This is a genomic window from uncultured Marinobacter sp. (genome assembly GCF_947259545.1).
Taxonomy (GTDB): Bacteria; Pseudomonadota; Gammaproteobacteria; order Pseudomonadales; family Oleiphilaceae; genus Marinobacter.
The window spans coordinates 591,171-607,299 of sequence record NZ_CAMYMK010000007.1 but is presented as its reverse complement, the minus strand read 5'-3'; the positions used below and the strand labels follow the sequence as shown (position 1 = coordinate 607,299).

Below are 16,129 nucleotides of genomic sequence, written 5' to 3'. Positions count from 1 at the left end.
CCGGCAGAAAACTCCGGAGGTGAGGTGCGCCAGGTCCTTCTCAGCTGGCAAACAGCAGACTATCCGGACTGGTGGGTGGTGGCGGACAAGTCCACGCCGATAATCCTGACTACCCAATGCAGTAGCCGCATCTGGCGCCTTGCGGACGACTCCCATGCCGGTGCGGGGGAGTGCGCCGGTGGGATTCGTGCCTGTGGCCTGTCGGACCAGGATATTGTCGCCGACAGTGGCGAACCTGCCAGCGAGCAAACGGCCTGTATGGTGATCGATCCCGGTAATGAGCAAGCCAGGGTGGTGGATATCGGCACCTCACTGGAGCTGAGGGTGTCCTGCCGGCCCGTTGCGACTCATCGTGGTGAGGGAGACGATCTGGATGGAACCGATTACCTCCGTCCATCGTCTGTGCCGTACAGGGTCCATCTTCGTACAGCTCCCCGAGCCGCACTGGATGCGGGGCCTCCGGTTATCGATGACTCGATATGTGACGCAGATTGACACTTTTGTACCAGAAGTGTGAGCTCCATCACACTGCTACATTTTGTTGCTCCGTGATAGCAATGGTTACGCCATGTTGCTTCCCGGTTACTTTGCACTACAGAAATGTAATGGACTCTTTCGCTGGCTGCGTCAGAATAGTAAGTATCGATAATTTTGATATAAGGGGTGCGTCGTGGGCGTTCGTCAAAGGAAAATCGCCGTACATGATCTGCAGGTAGGGATGTTCGTATCCGATCTGGATCGGCCTTGGCACCAGACACCTTTCCCTATTCAGGGCTTTCACATTCGTTCCCAGGATGACATCCGGTCAGTGATGTCCCACTGCAAGTGGGTTGTGATCGACGTAGCGGAAGCGCGCGACAGGCTTGATGCGGTCAATCCGTCAGGCACGGTATTCGGCAAGCGCTCCAACAGGAAGTATGGCGACAATCGGGAAGTGATCCAGCTGCCGCCGTTGCAGATCAAGGATCCGGTCCGGTACGAAAACTCGTCGACCCTCAAAAAGGAACTCAAGCTTTCGGGAACGGTCCTGGCTGATGCCGAAACCGCCCTGAGTCGGGTAGTCGTGTCTGTCCATCGTGAGGAAACCCCGGATCTGAGGGAAGTGGCCAGGGTCACCCGCAAGATGGTGTCCAGTGTGATTCGCAACCCGAATGCGTTGCTGTGGCTGAGTCGTACCCGGGAGCACGATGACTTCACCTACCGCCATGCCATGAATACGGCGGTGTGGGCTCTGATATGTGGTCGCCATCTGGGCCTGAACGAAGGGCTGCTCAACCATCTGGGCCTCGGGTGCCTGTTGTCACAGGTGGGTAAGACAGAGCTTCCCCTTGAGCTGCTGCAAAAGGAAGGCAAGCTGGATGCGGATGAATTCGCGCGTTACCGTGGCTATGTTGAGCGGGGCGTGGCCATGCTGGATGGTACCGGTGTGTCTCGCGCTGTGGTCAGTGTGGTGCAGGGGCACCGTGAGCGTCATAACGGATCGGGCTTCCCGGAAGGCGTCCGCGGCGACCGCATTCCACTGCTGGCCAAGATCGCCGGGCTGGCCGAGTTCTTCGAAACGGTGATTGCCCCACGGGACAACTCCGAGCCCCTGACCCCGGCAAAAGCCGTCAACCTGCTGTATGACATGCGCAACATCGAGTTCCAGGGAGACCTGATCGAGAAGTTTATCCAGGCCGTCGGGATCTATCCCACCGGCAGTCTGGTGCAGCTCAATGACGGACAGCGGGGAATTGTCGTATCCCATTCTGCCGATCGTCGTTTGTGGCCGCAGGTGATGGTGATGACCAATCAATACCAGGAGCCGCTGAAGTCCGCCAAGATTATTGATCTGGCAAGCTTCAATGAAGGCAAGGGGCCGGCGGAAACCCTGTCCATTTCCGAGTGCCTGCCTCATGGTACGGAAGGGCTCAACCCTGAGCACTTTGATGTCACCGGAACGGAATCGCGCTGGAACCTGTCCCGACTGGTCGGCTCCTGATTTTCCAGCAAGCCTCAGGCGTTGTCAGTCAATGATGACCCTGAGGCTTTTTCTTACCCAGCGATAGCTGTTCCGCGGGCGAAAGTTGACGATGACTTCTGATTCGCCTCCGCTGTCGCCCGCAATGAAGTACTCCACCGTTGCCGTCTGCCAGCCGAAGGCATGAATCACCACATCCTGGTTGCGCGTGCTGATGGCCTCGACCTTGTCCAGGTCCGTTTCCCCGTTGATACGGCGGATGCTCACGTCTTTGATTCCGGTGTCGCTGGCCGGGTGGTTGGCGGTTTCGTTGTCCAGATAGTAGCGGTTACCGATGTCGGTGGTTATGGCGTTGAGTTCCCGCGTCAGGTAGTCCTGAGCCGCTTCGGTGTCGAAATCCTCCAGGCTGCGGGTCGCATCCAGAATGCGATCACGTCTGCTCTGCAGGTCTTCCTGGTAGTCCATTTCAGGGTCGCGCAGGTCTTCGTCCTCCGGCCGGGGTGGGGCGTTGTTGATCTCTTCCTGGCTGGGCGGTGTCTGACAGAGTTCATCCTCTTCCGGGTAGAAGCAGATGCCTGCCAGCAGCTGGTTGGCCGGGGAGGGTGTGCTCCCCAGTGCGGTAAAATCGGTTTCGCTGACAGTGAAGTCGATCGGCGCCGTCAAATCGGGTAAGGCGTCATTCAGTTGTTGCACCACCCGGTCACGGATCTCTATTCCGTTGCCTTCGGTGATCCTTTCGTTCCAGTTCAGGGCGAGCAGGAATCGGGTGAGATTGAGCAGCGTGGTGTCGGACAACAATTGCTGTTCGGTGATCTGGTGTGTCTGCAACCCTTCGTGATCGGTGCCCGGGTTATTCAGGCTTTTCCGGATATCCGCAAGGAATTCCAGTGGGGTAAGGTATTGGTCGGTGGGCACGTCAGTGGCGAGGGGCAGGTTGCCAACCCGGAATGAGATACGCTCACCGGGGTAATAGCGGAACTGTCCGGCACTGTCGGTTTGTTCGCTGCGGCTGGCAGTGGTGTAGTGCAGGCCACTGATGCCGTTGTATGTCAGTGAGCCGGTTCGGGTGTCGTCGCTGCTGCCTCCGCCGCCACCGAGGCAGCCAGATAAGAACAGCACTGCCATCAATGGCAGGGACAATCGAGTAAGGTGAACGGATCTCATGGTGTTGCCTGCATTCCCTGGTCGTGCGGCCTGCCGTGAGGAAGCGTCTGCTTCGCCGGGCCTTTTGTAAATTGTTGTAACCGGCATTATAGGGAGGGGCGCGAGGGGATATCGGGAATCCTGTCGCAGTTTGAACCTTTTCCGGGGCGGGCAAATCCGCTGCCGTGACTTGAAAATTCCATGGTTGCCACAACTTAAAACATTTCTGGTTTAACGGATCATGTAATGGGCCGGGCCTTTGTGCCTGACATGCCACACTTCTGGGTAATTTATGACCAACGCACTGGAGATCGAGGGGCTGACCAAAACCTACGGTGATGGTTTCCACGCCCTCAAGGGTATCGACATGAACGTCAGGCAGGGGGATTTTTTCGCTCTGCTGGGGCCCAACGGGGCTGGTAAATCCACCACACTGGGCATCGTGTGTTCCCTGGTGAACAAGACCGGGGGCAAGGTTCGGGTGTTTGGTTATGACATCGATACCCATCTCTCTGACGCCAAACTGAACCTCGGGGTGGTGCCCCAGGAGTTCAATTTCAATCAGTTTGAGAAGGTCTTTGACATTGTCACTACCCAGGCGGGTTACTACGGCATCCCGCTGAAGCAGGCAAAGGTGTCGGCTGAAAAATACCTGCGCAAGCTGGGGCTCTGGGACAAAAAAGACACCCCGGCACGGATGCTGTCCGGCGGTATGAAGCGCCGGCTGATGATTGCCCGCGCCCTGGTGCATGAGCCAAAGCTGCTGATCCTGGACGAACCGACTGCGGGTGTCGATATTGAACTGCGCCGGTCCATGTGGACGTTCCTGGAGGAAATGAACCGTCAGGGCACCACGATTATCCTCACGACCCACTATCTGGAAGAAGCCGAGGCCCTGTGTCGCAACATTGCGATCATTGACCATGGGCGGATCCTGAAACACACCAGCAAGCGTGAGCTGCTGCAGCAGCTGCATGTGGAAACCTTTGTGCTGGATACGGAAACCACACTGGAGGGTGCGCCTGCGCTGGACGGCTTTCCGTGCCGCCTGAGTGAGGAGGGCGCACTGGAAGTGGAGGTCCAGAAAGGTCAGGGCCTGAACCAGGTGTTTGTGCAACTGGAGCAGCGGGGAATCAAGGTGGTGAGTATGCGGACCAAGGCCAACCGTCTGGAGGAGCTGTTTATCCGGATGGTGGAAGAGAATGCCCGGGAAGCTCAGGGAGGTGTCGCATGAAGGTCCAGGCAATGGTCACGGCGTTCAACACTATCGTGATCCGGGAGATCCGCCGGTTCACCCGGATCTGGCCCCAGACCCTGTTACCACCGGCGGTCACCATGACGCTGTACTTCATCATTTTCGGCAACCTGATTGGTTCCCGGATCGGTGACATGGGGGGCTTCGATTATATGTCCTTCATTGTGCCCGGGCTGATCATGATGGCGGTGATCACCAGTTCCTACGCCAATGTGGTGTCGTCGTTCTTTTCAATGAAGTTCCAGCGAAGCATTGAGGAGCTACTGGTATCGCCAGTGCCCAACTGGATCATTCTGGCCGGGTATGTCTGCGGCGGTATGGCCCGCGGCCTGGGAATCGGGCTGATCGTGACGCTGCTGTCGCTGGGGTTTACCCGGCTGGACATTCACAACCTGCCGATGGTGGTGCTCACGGTATTTTTGACCTCGGCGCTGTTTGCCCTGGGCGGGTTTATCAACGCCATGCTGGCTACCAAGTTTGATGATATTTCCATCGTGCCCACGTTCGTGCTTACACCGCTGACCTATCTGGGTGGGGTGTTCTACAGCATCAATATGTTGCCGGACTTCTGGCAGGGCGTGTCCATGATCAATCCGATTCTGTACATGGTGAATGCCTTCCGGTTTGGTATTCTGGGTGTGTCGGACGTGAATCCCTTTGTGGCACTGGGTATGATCCTGGTGTTCATTGCCTTGCTGACCGCGATTTCGTTACAAATGCTCAAGCGCGGCAAAGGCATTCGCCATTAACTTTCAGCACCTTTTGAACAGGACACTTCATGGCACTTAACGATGCCCCCCTGGGCAAATCCAGTGAGTATCCGGACCGCTACAATCCGGACCTGCTTTTCCCCGTGCCCCGGGAGGAAAATCGTCGCCGCATTGGTCTGTCGGACGGGCGCTGGCCCTGGTTCGGGGAGGATCTCTGGCAGGCCTGGGAGGTGTCCTGGTTGCGTGCTGATGGCGTGCCGGTCGTGGCCTGGGCGGAGATTCGGTTCCCCGCGGCTTCGCCGTGCATTATTGAATCCAAGTCCCTGAAGCTGTACCTGAACTCGCTGAACCAGGCGGTGTTTTCGTCACCTGAGCAGGTCGCGGATGTGATCACCCGGGACCTGTCCAGTGGCAGTGGCGCTGCGGTGCAGGTGACCATGCGCAGTGTGGATGAGGGCGCCATGGCGGAAGGCCGACCGCAAGGCTATGAACTGATCGACGGCGAAACCGTGGACGATGTGACCTACGATTACGCGCCGGAATCCCTTTCGGCGTCTGGCGAGGTGGTATCGGAAAACCTTTGTTCTCACTTGCTGAAAAGCAATTGCCCGGTCACCGGTCAGCCTGACTGGGCCACGGTGATGATCCGCTACACCGGGCCAAAACTGGATCGCAGGGGATTGCTTCGCTACATCGTGAGCTTTCGCCAGAAGCAGGACTTCCATGAGCACTGCGTGGAAACCCTGTTTACCGACATCATGGCAAGGTGCAAACCGGAAGCGTTGATGGTGTGTGCCCGCTATACCCGCAGGGGCGGGCTCGACATCAATCCCTGGCGCAGTACCGACCCGGAAGATGGTTCCGGGGCCCGGCTGATTCGCCAGTAAGTTCGCAAGGGGAGGGAATCAGCGGATTTCCTCTTCCTGCCGCAGGCGGTCGGCGGCGTCTTCCAGGGCGGTCAGGATCGCGTGGCGTTCCCTCTCGGAGATCTTCTCGGAATCCAGGTACATGGCAAATCCGCTGTGCTCGTGTTCCAGGAAACTGCGGTTCGGACCCATGTCGCGGCGGAAGTCCACCACTTCATAAATCGGTACCGGCTTGCCAAACCCTTTCACCGTAATCTCACCCTTGTCCCGACACATGATGCGGTCCTTGATCAGTGAGAAGGTTTCATAGGACACCAGGATTTCACCCGGATCGGCCAGGGATTCCAGGCGGCTGGCGAGGTTCACTTCCTTGCCGATAATGGTGTAATCCATGCGGTTCTCGGCACCAAAGTTGCCGACGGTGGTGTAGCCGGTACTGATGCCCATGCGGATTTCCAGCGGGGTCTTGATGCCCTGGCTGCGCCATTTCTGCCGCATGATTTTCATGTGCTTGCGCATCTCAATGGCCATGGACACGCAGGCAAAGGCGTCTTCTCTCTGGCCCCGGCTGGTGGGGTCGCCAAAGAACACCATGATCGAATCGCCGACGAACTTGTCGATGGTGCCGCCGTACTTCAACGCCACCTCCGACATGCCATTGAAGTAGTGGTTGAGCAGTTCGGTCAGTGCTTCCGGCTCCATTTCCTCTGACAATTCGGTAAAGCCTTTGATGTCGGAGAAGAAAACGGCCAGTTTCTTGCGCTGGGTTTCAAGGCGCACATCCCGCTCTCCGGTAAAGATCGATTGCCAGACCTGGGGTGATAGGTACTTGGACAACTTGTGGGAGAGAGCAATGGACTGTTCCCGTTGATTCTGGATCTGGGTCTTGGCCATCATCAGCGCCCGTGCCTGCTGGTGGGAGTAATAGGCGGTGACACAAATGTATAGACCGGTTGCCAGTAACGATAGAATGCTGGTGAGCAGTGGCGCCTGGAAGCTTTCGGCCGGACCGAAAATGGCCAGCCCGATGAACAGCGAGGCAGCCATGAACGCGGAACCGAACACCCATTGACGAAAGCCGCCTACGATCAGGCAGCTGAACATCAGCATCATCATGATGGATACCGATGGAATGGCGACCACCCCTATGGTGCCGACAAAACCTCCCCCGATGACGCAATCCGCTATGAGCATTTTCTGACGGATTCGTGGGGATTGTCTGAGCAAGGTATGGCGGGTCAGGAGGTGGGCAATATGGGGCCAGGCCAAAGCTGCGCCAATCAGCCATAGCATCCAGTCAGGAAACGCCCCCTCAAAAACGCCGGCACCAATAATGGCCGCTGTCGCCGTGTAAGCGAGTATACGGCCGTTGTAGTCCGGCATCGGCGGAATGGCGACGGGATCTATCTGGGCATCCACAACCGTGGACTTGGCGGCACCATTGCCGGCCTTGCGCAGATCCACGGAGGCACTCAACATATCAGAATCGGATCCGGCCGATGAGGATGTCGCGAAACATCACCCAGTCACCCATCAGACTGTACAATGGGTACTTGAACGTGGCCGGGCGGTTCTTCTCAAAGAAGAAATGGCCAACCCAGGCAAAGCCGTAACCGATAACGGGCACCAGCAGGAGCCAAGCCAGTTTGGCGGTTAAAATGGCATAAAGCGCAACGACGATGACCAGGAGACTGCCTACGAAATGGAGCCTCCGGCAAGTGATATCACTGTGTTCTTCCAGGTAGTACGGATAGAATTCCGAAAAGTTCTGAAAAGCGCTTTGTTCACTCATGATTCTGCTACCGACTCTTTATAATTTTTTAATAGGCGGATGTAAGACTAAAGGTTAACAGTTATACAGAAACCCCACAATTCTGATGGGGCCTATCTGAACAGCCTTCCGCTAGCCGGTAGGGGAAAGCGATTGCCGCTTCCGCTTTCGTCGGGCTCGTCAGCCCCGGAAAAAAATTCCACTCATTACTCTCCAGCCCACTGAATCCGCAGCCTCCGGAAAACTGGCATTGACGTTGCTTTGTCCACTGCAAAGAGGTGAACCGGCAAACCAATGCAGAGCCGGGCACAAGGTTCGGGAGGCAGTATGGCAATTTCCTTTGATAAAGCACTGGGTATTCACCAGCACGCCCTGGAGGCCAGGGTAAAGCGCGGTGAAGTGTTGGCGAACAACCTCGCAAATGCGGATACCCCCGGCTTCAAGGCCCGGGACGTGGATTTCCGCGCGATGTTGGAGAGGGCGCAGCAGCAGAGTGGCAGCGGCTTCAACATGGAGCGGACCCACGATGCCCATATGGATACCACGCCCGGTGGCCAGGACAACGAGTTGCTCTACCGTATGCCGCATCAGCCTTCCGTGGATGGCAACACCGTGGAAACTCAGCAGGAACAGAGCCGGTTCATGAGAAACGCTATGGACTATCAGGCGAGTTTCCAGTTCCTGGACGGTAAATTCTCAGGGCTGAAGAAAGCCCTCTCCGGTCAGTAACCGGGCGCAGCTAACAGCTTTTAGAGGAGCAGCATTATGTCCCTGGGTAACATTTTTGATATTGCCGGTTCCGGCATGACTGCACAGTCACTGCGGTTGAATACCACTGCGTCCAACATCGCCAATGCGGAAACGGCCAGCTCCAGTACCGAGACGACCTATCGGGCCCGTAAGCCGGTGTTTGCGACCATCCAGCAGTCCATGCTGAACCCTGACCAGCAGGGGATGGCGTTCAGTAGTGAAGACGGCCCCGGAGCGGGCGTTCGTGTGGATGGCATTGTCGAGAGCGATGCGGAGCTGCAAATGCGCTACGAGCCGAACCATCCTGCTGCCAACGAGGACGGCTACGTGTTTTATCCCAACGTGAATGTGGTTGAGGAAATGGCCGACATGATGTCGTCCTCCCGCAGTTTCCAGATGAACGTGGACATTATGAACACGGCCAAATCGATGATGCAGCGCATTCTTACACTTGGGCAGCAGTAACCGGGCGAGGATTGACCGATGAGCGCGATTAACCCGACAGAAGTCTCGGATGTACTTGGGGGTTTCCGTCACCAGAAGGATAAAGCGGGTGCGGGTAATAATGAGCTCGGCAAGAACGAGTTCATGGAGCTGATGATTGCCCAGCTGAAAAATCAGAACCCCCTTGAGCCCCAGGACAATGGCGAGTTCATTTCCCAGCTTGCCCAGTTCAGCTCTCTGGAGGAAATGCAGGGCGTGGCCCGCAGTGTGGATGATCTGGGCAGCCAGTTCCGCTCCACTCAGGCGCTGCAGGCGTCGGCCATGGTAGGTCGGACCGTTCTGGCGCCATCGCAGATCGGCATCCTGGGTAACGAAGGCGAGATCACCGGCACAATTCAGGTGCCGGCTTCCACCGGCGGTCTGCGGGTGTCCATTGAGAGTCAGAACGGCGAACGGGTTCGCCAGATCGATCTCGGCGCCAGCCAGGCGGGTATTGCCTCGTTCCAGTGGGACGGCACGGACGGCAACGGCAATGCCTTGCCACCCGGCCCATACCGCATTGTTGCTGAGGGTTCATACCCCGGTGGCACAGAGCAACTGGCGACCATGGTGAGTGCAAATGTGGACAGCGTCTCCCTGGGTCAGGGCGGCAAGGTCACACTGAATCTGTCGGGCATGGGCTCTATCGCTCTGTCGGACGTCGAACAAATCAACTGAACGACCGGTGCGGAACCACGAGGTGAATTATGGCTTTTAACACAGGGCTTAGCGGTTTGAGGGCAGCGTCTGTTGATCTGGACGTCACCGGTAATAATATTGCCAATGCCAGTACCGTCGGTTTCAAAAGCAGCAGTGCGCAATTTGGCGACCTTTATGCCAGCGGTTTCCTGAGTTCCGGCAACAACCCGGTGGGTGATGGTGTGCGGGTTCAGGACGTCAAGCAGTCTTTTGGTCAGGGCAACATCAGCTTCACCGATAACGGCCTGGACATGGCGATCAACGGTGATGGCTTCTTTGTCCTGAACAACGGCGGGGAAATCCGTTATTCCCGTGCCGGCCAGTTCGGTATCGACAAAGACGGGTTCGTCACCAATAACCAGAACATGCGGGTGCAGGGCTTCACCGCCGATGAAGATGGCAATCTGTCCGGCATCCGTGGCGACCTGCAGGTTGAGACAGATAACCTGGCGCCGAGACGGACCACCAACCTGAGCACTGATCTCAATCTGGATTCCAGAGAGAGCGTGCTGGAAAACCGGATACGTGATCTGGGAGAGAACCTGAACGCCGCGGACCTGGACGGTGACGCTTTCCAGCTCGAATATTCCGATGGCACAACGTCGCAGCTGATCACCGTTGGTACGGATCAGCCCGCCAATGAGGTCGCCGAACTTCTGGGTTCGCAGAAAGGCGTCAACGCCTCCGCCAGGACTCAGTTTGATCTGTCCGGGCAATTTGATATGGCTCAGCTGGCCAGTGACTTGTCCGATCCGGACTTCGAGCTGACCATATCCCTGAACGGCAGTGACAACGTGACCTTTCGCAGCAGCGATGGCATTTCCGATCTGGATTCCCTGGCTGCTGCCATCAATGACTCTGAGCTGAACACTCTGCAGGCGCAGGTTTCGGACACCGGTGATGATATTTCGATTACCGACAGTCGCGGTTTCACCGTCGATATGGCCTACACGACCGGCGCTGCTGGAAGTCAGTCCTTTACTGCTCCCGAGCGTGGTAATCTTTTCGTCACCACGGAGCGCGAGGTGACAGGGGTACTGACGGATTCGTCCGGAACCGGTGCGCTTGAAGCGGCGTATGCTGCGGGCGAAACCCGGATTACCAATGAGTTCAATCCGCTGGATCAGCGCACCTACAATCACGCCACATCCACCACGATCTATGACAGCCTGGGCAACTCCCACGAGCTGACACAGTTCTTCGTGAAGGAGCCCTCGCCGGGCGATGGCGTGGGCCAGAGTGAATGGTCCATTTACCTGCAGATTGACGGTGAAATGGTTGCCGGGACTGACGAAACACCGTTCACTGCCCGGTTCAACCAGGATGGCGAGCTGCAATCGATCAATGGCGACCCCAACGGCGAGGTTGTGGTTGATGATTGGGTGCCGAAAGACGCTGCTGGTCTGCCCAATGGCGCGGATGGTCCTCCCGCTCCCGGGGAGGAAGTAGTTACGCCCATTCCCGAGCCACCGACAAGTTCTGCGTTCGTGGTGGATCTGAGCGAAACCACCCAATACGGCAGTGCTTTTGGCGTGAATGACCAGAATCAGAACGGTTACACCACGGGCCGTTTGTCGGGTCTGGATGTATCCGACCAGGGTGTGTTGTTTGCCCGTTACACCAATGGCCAGTCCCAGGCATTGGGGCAGGTGGCTCTGGCCGCATTCAACAACACCGACGGGCTGTCGCCGGTAGGGGAGACAACCTGGGTGGAGACCTTCGAGTCCGGTCAGCCGATTATCGGTGCCCCGGATACCGGAACCCTGGGATCGATCAAGGCCAGTTCGGTGGAGGATTCCAACGTGGACCTGTCTGCCGAATTGGTGAACCTGATCATTGCCCAGCGCAATTACCAGGCAAACGCGAAAACCATTGAAACCTCTGATGCGGTCACCCAGACCATCATCAACCTGAGGTAATCCGCAAAACTCAATTCTGGCACAACTCCTGCAGGAAGACTGGTAACAGTCAAAATTCCGGCAGGAGTTTTCCCATGGATAAAGCCCTATACATCGGAATGTCTGGCGCCAAGCAGAACATGCTGGCCCAGCGTGCCCATGCCAATAACCTGGCGAATGTCAGCACCACCGCATTCAAGAAAGACTTCGCCCAGGCCCGCAGTATGCCGGTGTTTGGTGAGCATCACCCGACACGCGCCTTTGCCATGACCGAACGACCGGGGACGGATCTGTCCGCCGGTGCGCTGATGGAAACCGGCCGCAAACTGGACGTTGCTGTTGAAGGTGATGGCTGGCTGGCGGTACAGAACCAGCGGGGCGAGGAGGTCTTCACCCGGTCCGGCAGTTTGCAGATTGATGTGAACGGACTGGTTCGTAACGCCAACGGTGACATGGTCATGGGTAACGGTGGCCCGGTTGCCTTGCCGCCCTTTGACAATGTGCAGATCGGCGCCGACGGCACCATTTCTGTCATTCCTGTTGGGGGGCCGCCGGATCAGTTGGTGGAAGTGGACCGCCTGAAGCTGGTGAACCCTCCGCCCGGTGCCCTTGAGAAAGGCGAAGACGGCTATATGCGCCGCAAGCCGGACCAGGCCCTGGACGGCCCGGAACCGCCAGATGGAAACATGCGCGTGGCATCCGGTTTTCTTGAAAGCTCCAATGTGAATGCCGTTGAGGAAATGATCGCCAACCTGCAGCTGTCGCGACAGTACGAGATGCAGGTGAAGGTTATGAGTACCGCAAATGAGAATTCCGAGGCTTCGGCACGCCTGTTGCAGAACCTCTGATAAACCTTGTGAACAGTCGTCGGACGGGCAAGAAAGCGGCAAAACATGGCCGCCTGACAAAGTCCCCCGGCAAGGAGTAGAACCATGCATCCAGCACTTTGGGTCAGTAAAACCGGGTTAAGCGCAATGGACACCAAGATGTCCACGATTTCCAACAACCTGGCAAACGTCAACACCACCGGCTTCAAGCGTGACCGTGCGGTGTTCCAGGATCTGTTGTACCAGGTGAATCGACAGCCTGGCGGCCTGAGTAGCGAGAACTCCGAACTGCCATCCGGCCTTCAGCTCGGTACCGGTGTACGTGTTGTCGGCACGACCAAGCAGTTTTCCCAGGGCAACCTGGAAGTGACCGAGCAACCGTTGGATATGGCGGTTAACGGCCGTGGTTTCCTGCAGGTTCTGTTGCCGGACGGGCAGGTTGCCTACACCCGTGATGGCCAGTTTCAGCTCAACTCCGACGGGGACATCGTCAATCCCGACGGGTATACGCTGGAACCGAACATCAACGTTCCCGAGAACGCCACGAATATCACGATTGGCAAGGACGGCACCGTTACCGCTGTGGTGGACGACCAGGCCGCGCCGGTCAACCTGGGTGAGATTACCCTGGTGGATTTCATCAACCCTCAGGGTCTGCAGGCGATCGGCAACAACCTTTACAAGGAAACCAATGCCAGTGGTGATCCGGCTGAAGGTGAACCCGGCATTGGCGGGCTGGGTACTCTGGAGCAGGGTGCGATCGAGTCGTCCAACGTGGAAGTGGTCGAGGAACTGGTGAGCATGATTACTACCCAGCGTGCCTACGAAATGAATTCCAAGGTCGTGTCCTCCACCGACCAGATGCTGCAGTTTATTACGAACAACATCGGCTGATCCGGTCGTCGCTTTTTGAGCGGATAGCTGAGGGGATTAAGACATGAAACGCATCGCGATAACAGGTAGCAAAACCCCGGTCAGCACTCTGGCGCTGGTGGGCATGCTGATCGTGCTGCAGGGATGCACGGCCATGAGCCGGCCAAGGGCGGTTCCGGATGATCCGGCCTACGCACCGGTTCGCGCCGAGGCGATGATACAGCGTGATCCCGAATCCGGGGCCATCTTCCAGAGCAGGCGTAATCATAACCTCTACGGCGATACCGTGGCGCTGAATGTGGGCGATGTTCTGACGGTGAACCTCGAGGAGTCCACCCGCGCCAGCAAGAATGCGGAGACCAGCATTACCAAGGATCAGGAAATCTCCCTGCCGGAACCTGGCATCCTGGGGCTGACCAATCTGAATGTGGCGACCAATATCAATCAGGAACGGGACTTTGAGGGTCAGGCCGAAGCGGACCAGAGCAATAGCCTGGCCGGCAGTATCACCGTGACGGTGACCGAAGTTCTGCCCAATGGCGTGCTGCATATTCGCGGTGAGAAATGGTTGTCCCTGACCAACGGTGATGAGTACATCCGCCTGACAGGCCTCGTTCGCCCCGAAGATATTGCTCCTGATAACACCGTTGCCTCCAACCGTATTGCCAATGCCCGTTTTGCCTATGGCGGCACCGGTGATTTCGATCAGGCTAACCAGATGGGCTGGTTGTCCCGTTTCTTTAACAGTGAGTGGTGGCCGTTATGAGGCTGATGCGGTTCTGGATTGTTGTGCTTGCGCTGTCGGTAGTGGCGTCGCCGGTGCTGGCGGATCGCCTGAAGGATCTCGCCAGAATCAAGGGCGTGCGTAACAACCAATTGGTGGGCTACGGGCTGGTGGTTGGTCTCGACGGTACCGGTGACAAGGCGCCGTTCACCAACCAGACCTTCCGCAACATGATGAATCAGTTTGGTATCACCTTGCCGGAAGGGGTCAACCCGAGACTGGCCAATGTGGCAGCGGTGACGGTCAGCGCTACCCTGCCACCTTTTGCCAAGCCCGGCCAGGAGCTGGATATCACGGTCTCGTCCATCGGTAACGCCGATAGTCTCCGGGGTGGAACGCTGTTGATGACACCATTGAAGGGGGCGGATGACCAGATCTACGCCATGGCCCAGGGTAGCCTCGTGGTCGGTGGCTTTGGTGCTGAGGGGCAGGATGGTTCACGCATTACCGTGAATGTTCCGTCCGTTGGCAGGATTCCCAACGGTGCCACCATTGAGCGGGAGGTGCTTTCCCCGTTCAGCAAGGGTGACACCATCACGTTCAACCTGCTCCGTGCCGACTTCACCACGGCACGCCGGGTGGTTGAGGCCATCAATGGCATGCTTGGCCCGGGTATGGCTTATGCCCACGATGCCACGTCGGTGTCGGTGAAGGCGCCGCGGGATGCGGATCAACGGGTCAGCTTCCTGTCGATCCTGGAGAACATCGAAGTGGATCCCGCTGAGGATGCCGCGAAGGTGGTAATCAACAGCCGCACGGGGACCATTGTGGTGGGCCAGAACGTCAAGGTCAGCCCGGCAGCAGTCACCCATGGCAACCTGACAGTGACTATTGAAGAGAATCCCGAGGTGGAGCAGCCCAATCCCTTTGCGGGTGGCGAAACTGCTGTTGTGCCCAGATCCCAGATCGCTGTCACCGAGGACCCGGCCCGTATGTTCCAGTTTGGCCCGGCGGTGACCCTTAACGAGATTGTCCAGGCGGTCAACCAGGTGGGTGCTGCGCCAGGGGATGTGATGGCGGTTCTTGAAGCACTGAAACAGGCCGGTGCACTGCGTGCCGAGCTGATTGTGATTTAGGTGACGTGATGCAGGATTCCAGCGTTCAACAGGCCCGGATTTACACCGATTTCAGCGGTCTCAACGAGCTGAAAAGCCAGGCCAGGACTGACAAGAAAGCGGCTCTGGCCGAGGTGGCTCGGCAGTTCGAGAGTCTGTTTCTTGGTGAAATGCTGAAGTCCATGCGTAAAGCCGGAGATGTGTTCTCTGAAGATAATTATCTGAACAGCAATGAATCCCAGCACTACCGCGACATGTTTGATAACCAGCTCAGCCTGACAATGTCGGGGCAGGGCGGCGGTACAGGTCTGGCAGAAGCACTGGTTCGCCAGCTGAGTCGCCAGATTCCCGGCATGGGCGAGTCAGGTCAGAGGCTTTCTGACCACAAGGCGACCCTGGCGGATTACGATCGCAGCCTTCCGCCTCTGTCCGGAAAGCTTCCGGAGCAGGTAAAGGAAGTGGAGCGGATGGCTGCGGCTGAGCCGGAAGTGGCTGCCAGTGCTCCGGCCAAAGCCGAGGCTGCACTGTTGCCGCGGAACTTTAACAGCCCTGTTGAGTTTGTCCGGGAGCTACTGCCGGTTGCCAGGCGCGTGGCTGCCGAGAGCGGACTTGATCCGCGGGTGATGATTGCCCAGGCAGCGCTGGAAACCGGCTGGGGCAAGCACATGATCGAAGGTGAAGGCGACTCGCCCAGCTATAACCTGTTTGGTATCAAGGCCGACCAACGCTGGCAGGGCGATTCGGTCGACATCGCCACCACCGAATACCGGGAAGGCCTGCCAATGAGCGAGCGGGCATCCTTCCGGGCGTATCCGGATTACGAATCCAGTTTCCGGGACTATGTGTCGTTCCTGGAGTCCAACCCCAGGTACCGGGATGTTCTGGCGTCCGCCGATCAGCCCGAAGTGTTTGCACAGAAACTGCAGGACGCCGGCTACGCCACTGACCCGCAATACGGTGCCAAGATCCGCCGGATCATGAACGGCGATTCCCTGATGACAGTGTCCATGGGTAATGCAGGCTCCCCGGACAATACAGAGGCTGAGGAGTAACGG

General features: G+C 57.6%; 17 protein-coding genes. 14 read left to right on the top strand and 3 right to left on the bottom strand.

The genetic code is table 11. The annotated features are described in order from the left end of the window. Window positions 1-24: 24 nt before the first annotated feature. Window positions 25-495 (top strand): hypothetical protein, encoded by a 471-nt coding sequence (locus Q0Y21_RS10565; protein ID WP_297794804.1) that lies wholly within the window; start codon window positions 25-27, stop codon window positions 493-495. A gap of 175 nt (window positions 496-670) precedes the next feature. After that, on the top strand, window positions 671-1,981 hold the full coding sequence (locus Q0Y21_RS10560; RefSeq protein WP_297794802.1) for an HD-GYP domain-containing protein: 1,311 nt from the start codon (window positions 671-673) through the stop codon (window positions 1,979-1,981). A 24-nt stretch (window positions 1,982-2,005) separates the two neighbouring features. Here Q0Y21_RS10560 and Q0Y21_RS10555 read toward each other — a convergent pair whose 3' ends face one another. Continuing rightward, on the bottom strand, window positions 2,006-3,124 hold the full coding sequence (locus Q0Y21_RS10555; RefSeq protein WP_297794799.1) for an organic solvent ABC transporter permease: 1,119 nt from the start codon (window positions 3,122-3,124) through the stop codon (window positions 2,006-2,008). A gap of 271 nt (window positions 3,125-3,395) precedes the next feature. On the opposite strand from Q0Y21_RS10555, the gene Q0Y21_RS10550 reads away from it, so the two are divergent. Genes Q0Y21_RS10550 through queF form a run of 3 tightly spaced genes read left to right on the top strand, consistent with a single transcriptional unit; the run spans window position 3,396 to window position 5,955 of the window. After that, window positions 3,396-4,337 (top strand): ABC transporter ATP-binding protein, encoded by a 942-nt coding sequence (locus Q0Y21_RS10550; protein ID WP_297794797.1) that lies wholly within the window; start codon window positions 3,396-3,398, stop codon window positions 4,335-4,337. Continuing rightward, on the top strand, window positions 4,334-5,107 hold the full coding sequence (locus Q0Y21_RS10545) for an ABC transporter permease (RefSeq protein ID WP_297794794.1): 774 nt from the start codon (window positions 4,334-4,336) through the stop codon (window positions 5,105-5,107). The genes Q0Y21_RS10550 and Q0Y21_RS10545 overlap by 4 nt, the downstream gene beginning before the upstream one ends. A 29-nt stretch (window positions 5,108-5,136) precedes the next feature. Then, on the top strand, window positions 5,137-5,955 hold the full coding sequence (gene queF, locus Q0Y21_RS10540) for an NADPH-dependent 7-cyano-7-deazaguanine reductase QueF (protein ID WP_297794792.1): 819 nt from the start codon (window positions 5,137-5,139) through the stop codon (window positions 5,953-5,955). An 18-nt stretch (window positions 5,956-5,973) separates the two neighbouring features. Here queF and Q0Y21_RS10535 read toward each other — a convergent pair whose 3' ends face one another. Beyond that, a complete protein-coding gene (locus tag Q0Y21_RS10535; protein ID WP_297794789.1) occupies window positions 5,974-7,413 on the bottom strand; it encodes an adenylate/guanylate cyclase domain-containing protein in 1,440 nt (479 codons plus the stop codon). A 1-nt stretch (window position 7,414) separates the two neighbouring features. Continuing rightward, window positions 7,415-7,726, bottom strand: coding sequence for a DUF962 domain-containing protein (locus tag Q0Y21_RS10530; protein ID WP_297794786.1), 312 nt, complete (start codon window positions 7,724-7,726; stop codon window positions 7,415-7,417). Window positions 7,727-8,032: 306 nt separating this feature from the next. Between Q0Y21_RS10530 and flgB the strand changes: the two genes are divergently transcribed. The 9 genes from flgB to flgJ all read left to right on the top strand — a co-directional run bounded on the left by flgB (window position 8,033) and on the right by flgJ (window position 16,126). Next, entirely contained in the window at window positions 8,033-8,434 is a 402-nt protein-coding gene (gene flgB, locus Q0Y21_RS10525; protein WP_297794784.1) for a flagellar basal body rod protein FlgB, read from the top strand. Between the two features lie 36 nt (window positions 8,435-8,470). Further along, complete coding sequence (gene flgC, locus Q0Y21_RS10520; RefSeq protein WP_297794781.1) at window positions 8,471-8,920, top strand: flagellar basal body rod protein FlgC; 450 nt, start codon at window positions 8,471-8,473, stop codon at window positions 8,918-8,920. Window positions 8,921-8,938: 18 nt separating this feature from the next. Next, entirely contained in the window at window positions 8,939-9,616 is a 678-nt protein-coding gene (locus Q0Y21_RS10515; RefSeq protein ID WP_297794779.1) for a flagellar hook assembly protein FlgD, read from the top strand. Window positions 9,617-9,645: 29 nt separating this feature from the next. Continuing rightward, the gene (locus Q0Y21_RS10510) at window positions 9,646-11,556 is read left to right on the top strand and encodes a flagellar hook protein FlgE (RefSeq protein ID WP_297794776.1); all 1,911 of its coding nucleotides are present in this window, start codon (window positions 9,646-9,648) and stop codon (window positions 11,554-11,556) included. Window positions 11,557-11,630: 74 nt separating this feature from the next. Further along, window positions 11,631-12,383 (top strand): flagellar basal body rod protein FlgF, encoded by a 753-nt coding sequence (locus Q0Y21_RS10505; protein WP_297794774.1) that lies wholly within the window; start codon window positions 11,631-11,633, stop codon window positions 12,381-12,383. Window positions 12,384-12,467: 84 nt separating this feature from the next. Continuing rightward, window positions 12,468-13,256 (top strand): flagellar basal-body rod protein FlgG, encoded by a 789-nt coding sequence (gene flgG / locus Q0Y21_RS10500; RefSeq protein WP_297794771.1) that lies wholly within the window; start codon window positions 12,468-12,470, stop codon window positions 13,254-13,256. Window positions 13,257-13,299: 43 nt separating this feature from the next. Next, window positions 13,300-14,001: a flagellar basal body L-ring protein FlgH gene (gene flgH, locus Q0Y21_RS10495; RefSeq protein WP_297794768.1), complete on the top strand. Its 702-nt coding sequence runs from the start codon at window positions 13,300-13,302 to the stop codon at window positions 13,999-14,001. Beyond that, a complete protein-coding gene (locus tag Q0Y21_RS10490) occupies window positions 13,998-15,095 on the top strand; it encodes a flagellar basal body P-ring protein FlgI (protein ID WP_297794765.1) in 1,098 nt (365 codons plus the stop codon). Before flgH ends, Q0Y21_RS10490 begins: the two co-directional genes overlap by 4 nt. An 8-nt stretch (window positions 15,096-15,103) precedes the next feature. Further along, window positions 15,104-16,126 (top strand): flagellar assembly peptidoglycan hydrolase FlgJ, encoded by a 1,023-nt coding sequence (flgJ, locus tag Q0Y21_RS10485; RefSeq protein ID WP_297794762.1) that lies wholly within the window; start codon window positions 15,104-15,106, stop codon window positions 16,124-16,126. Window positions 16,127-16,129 lie beyond the last annotated feature (3 nt).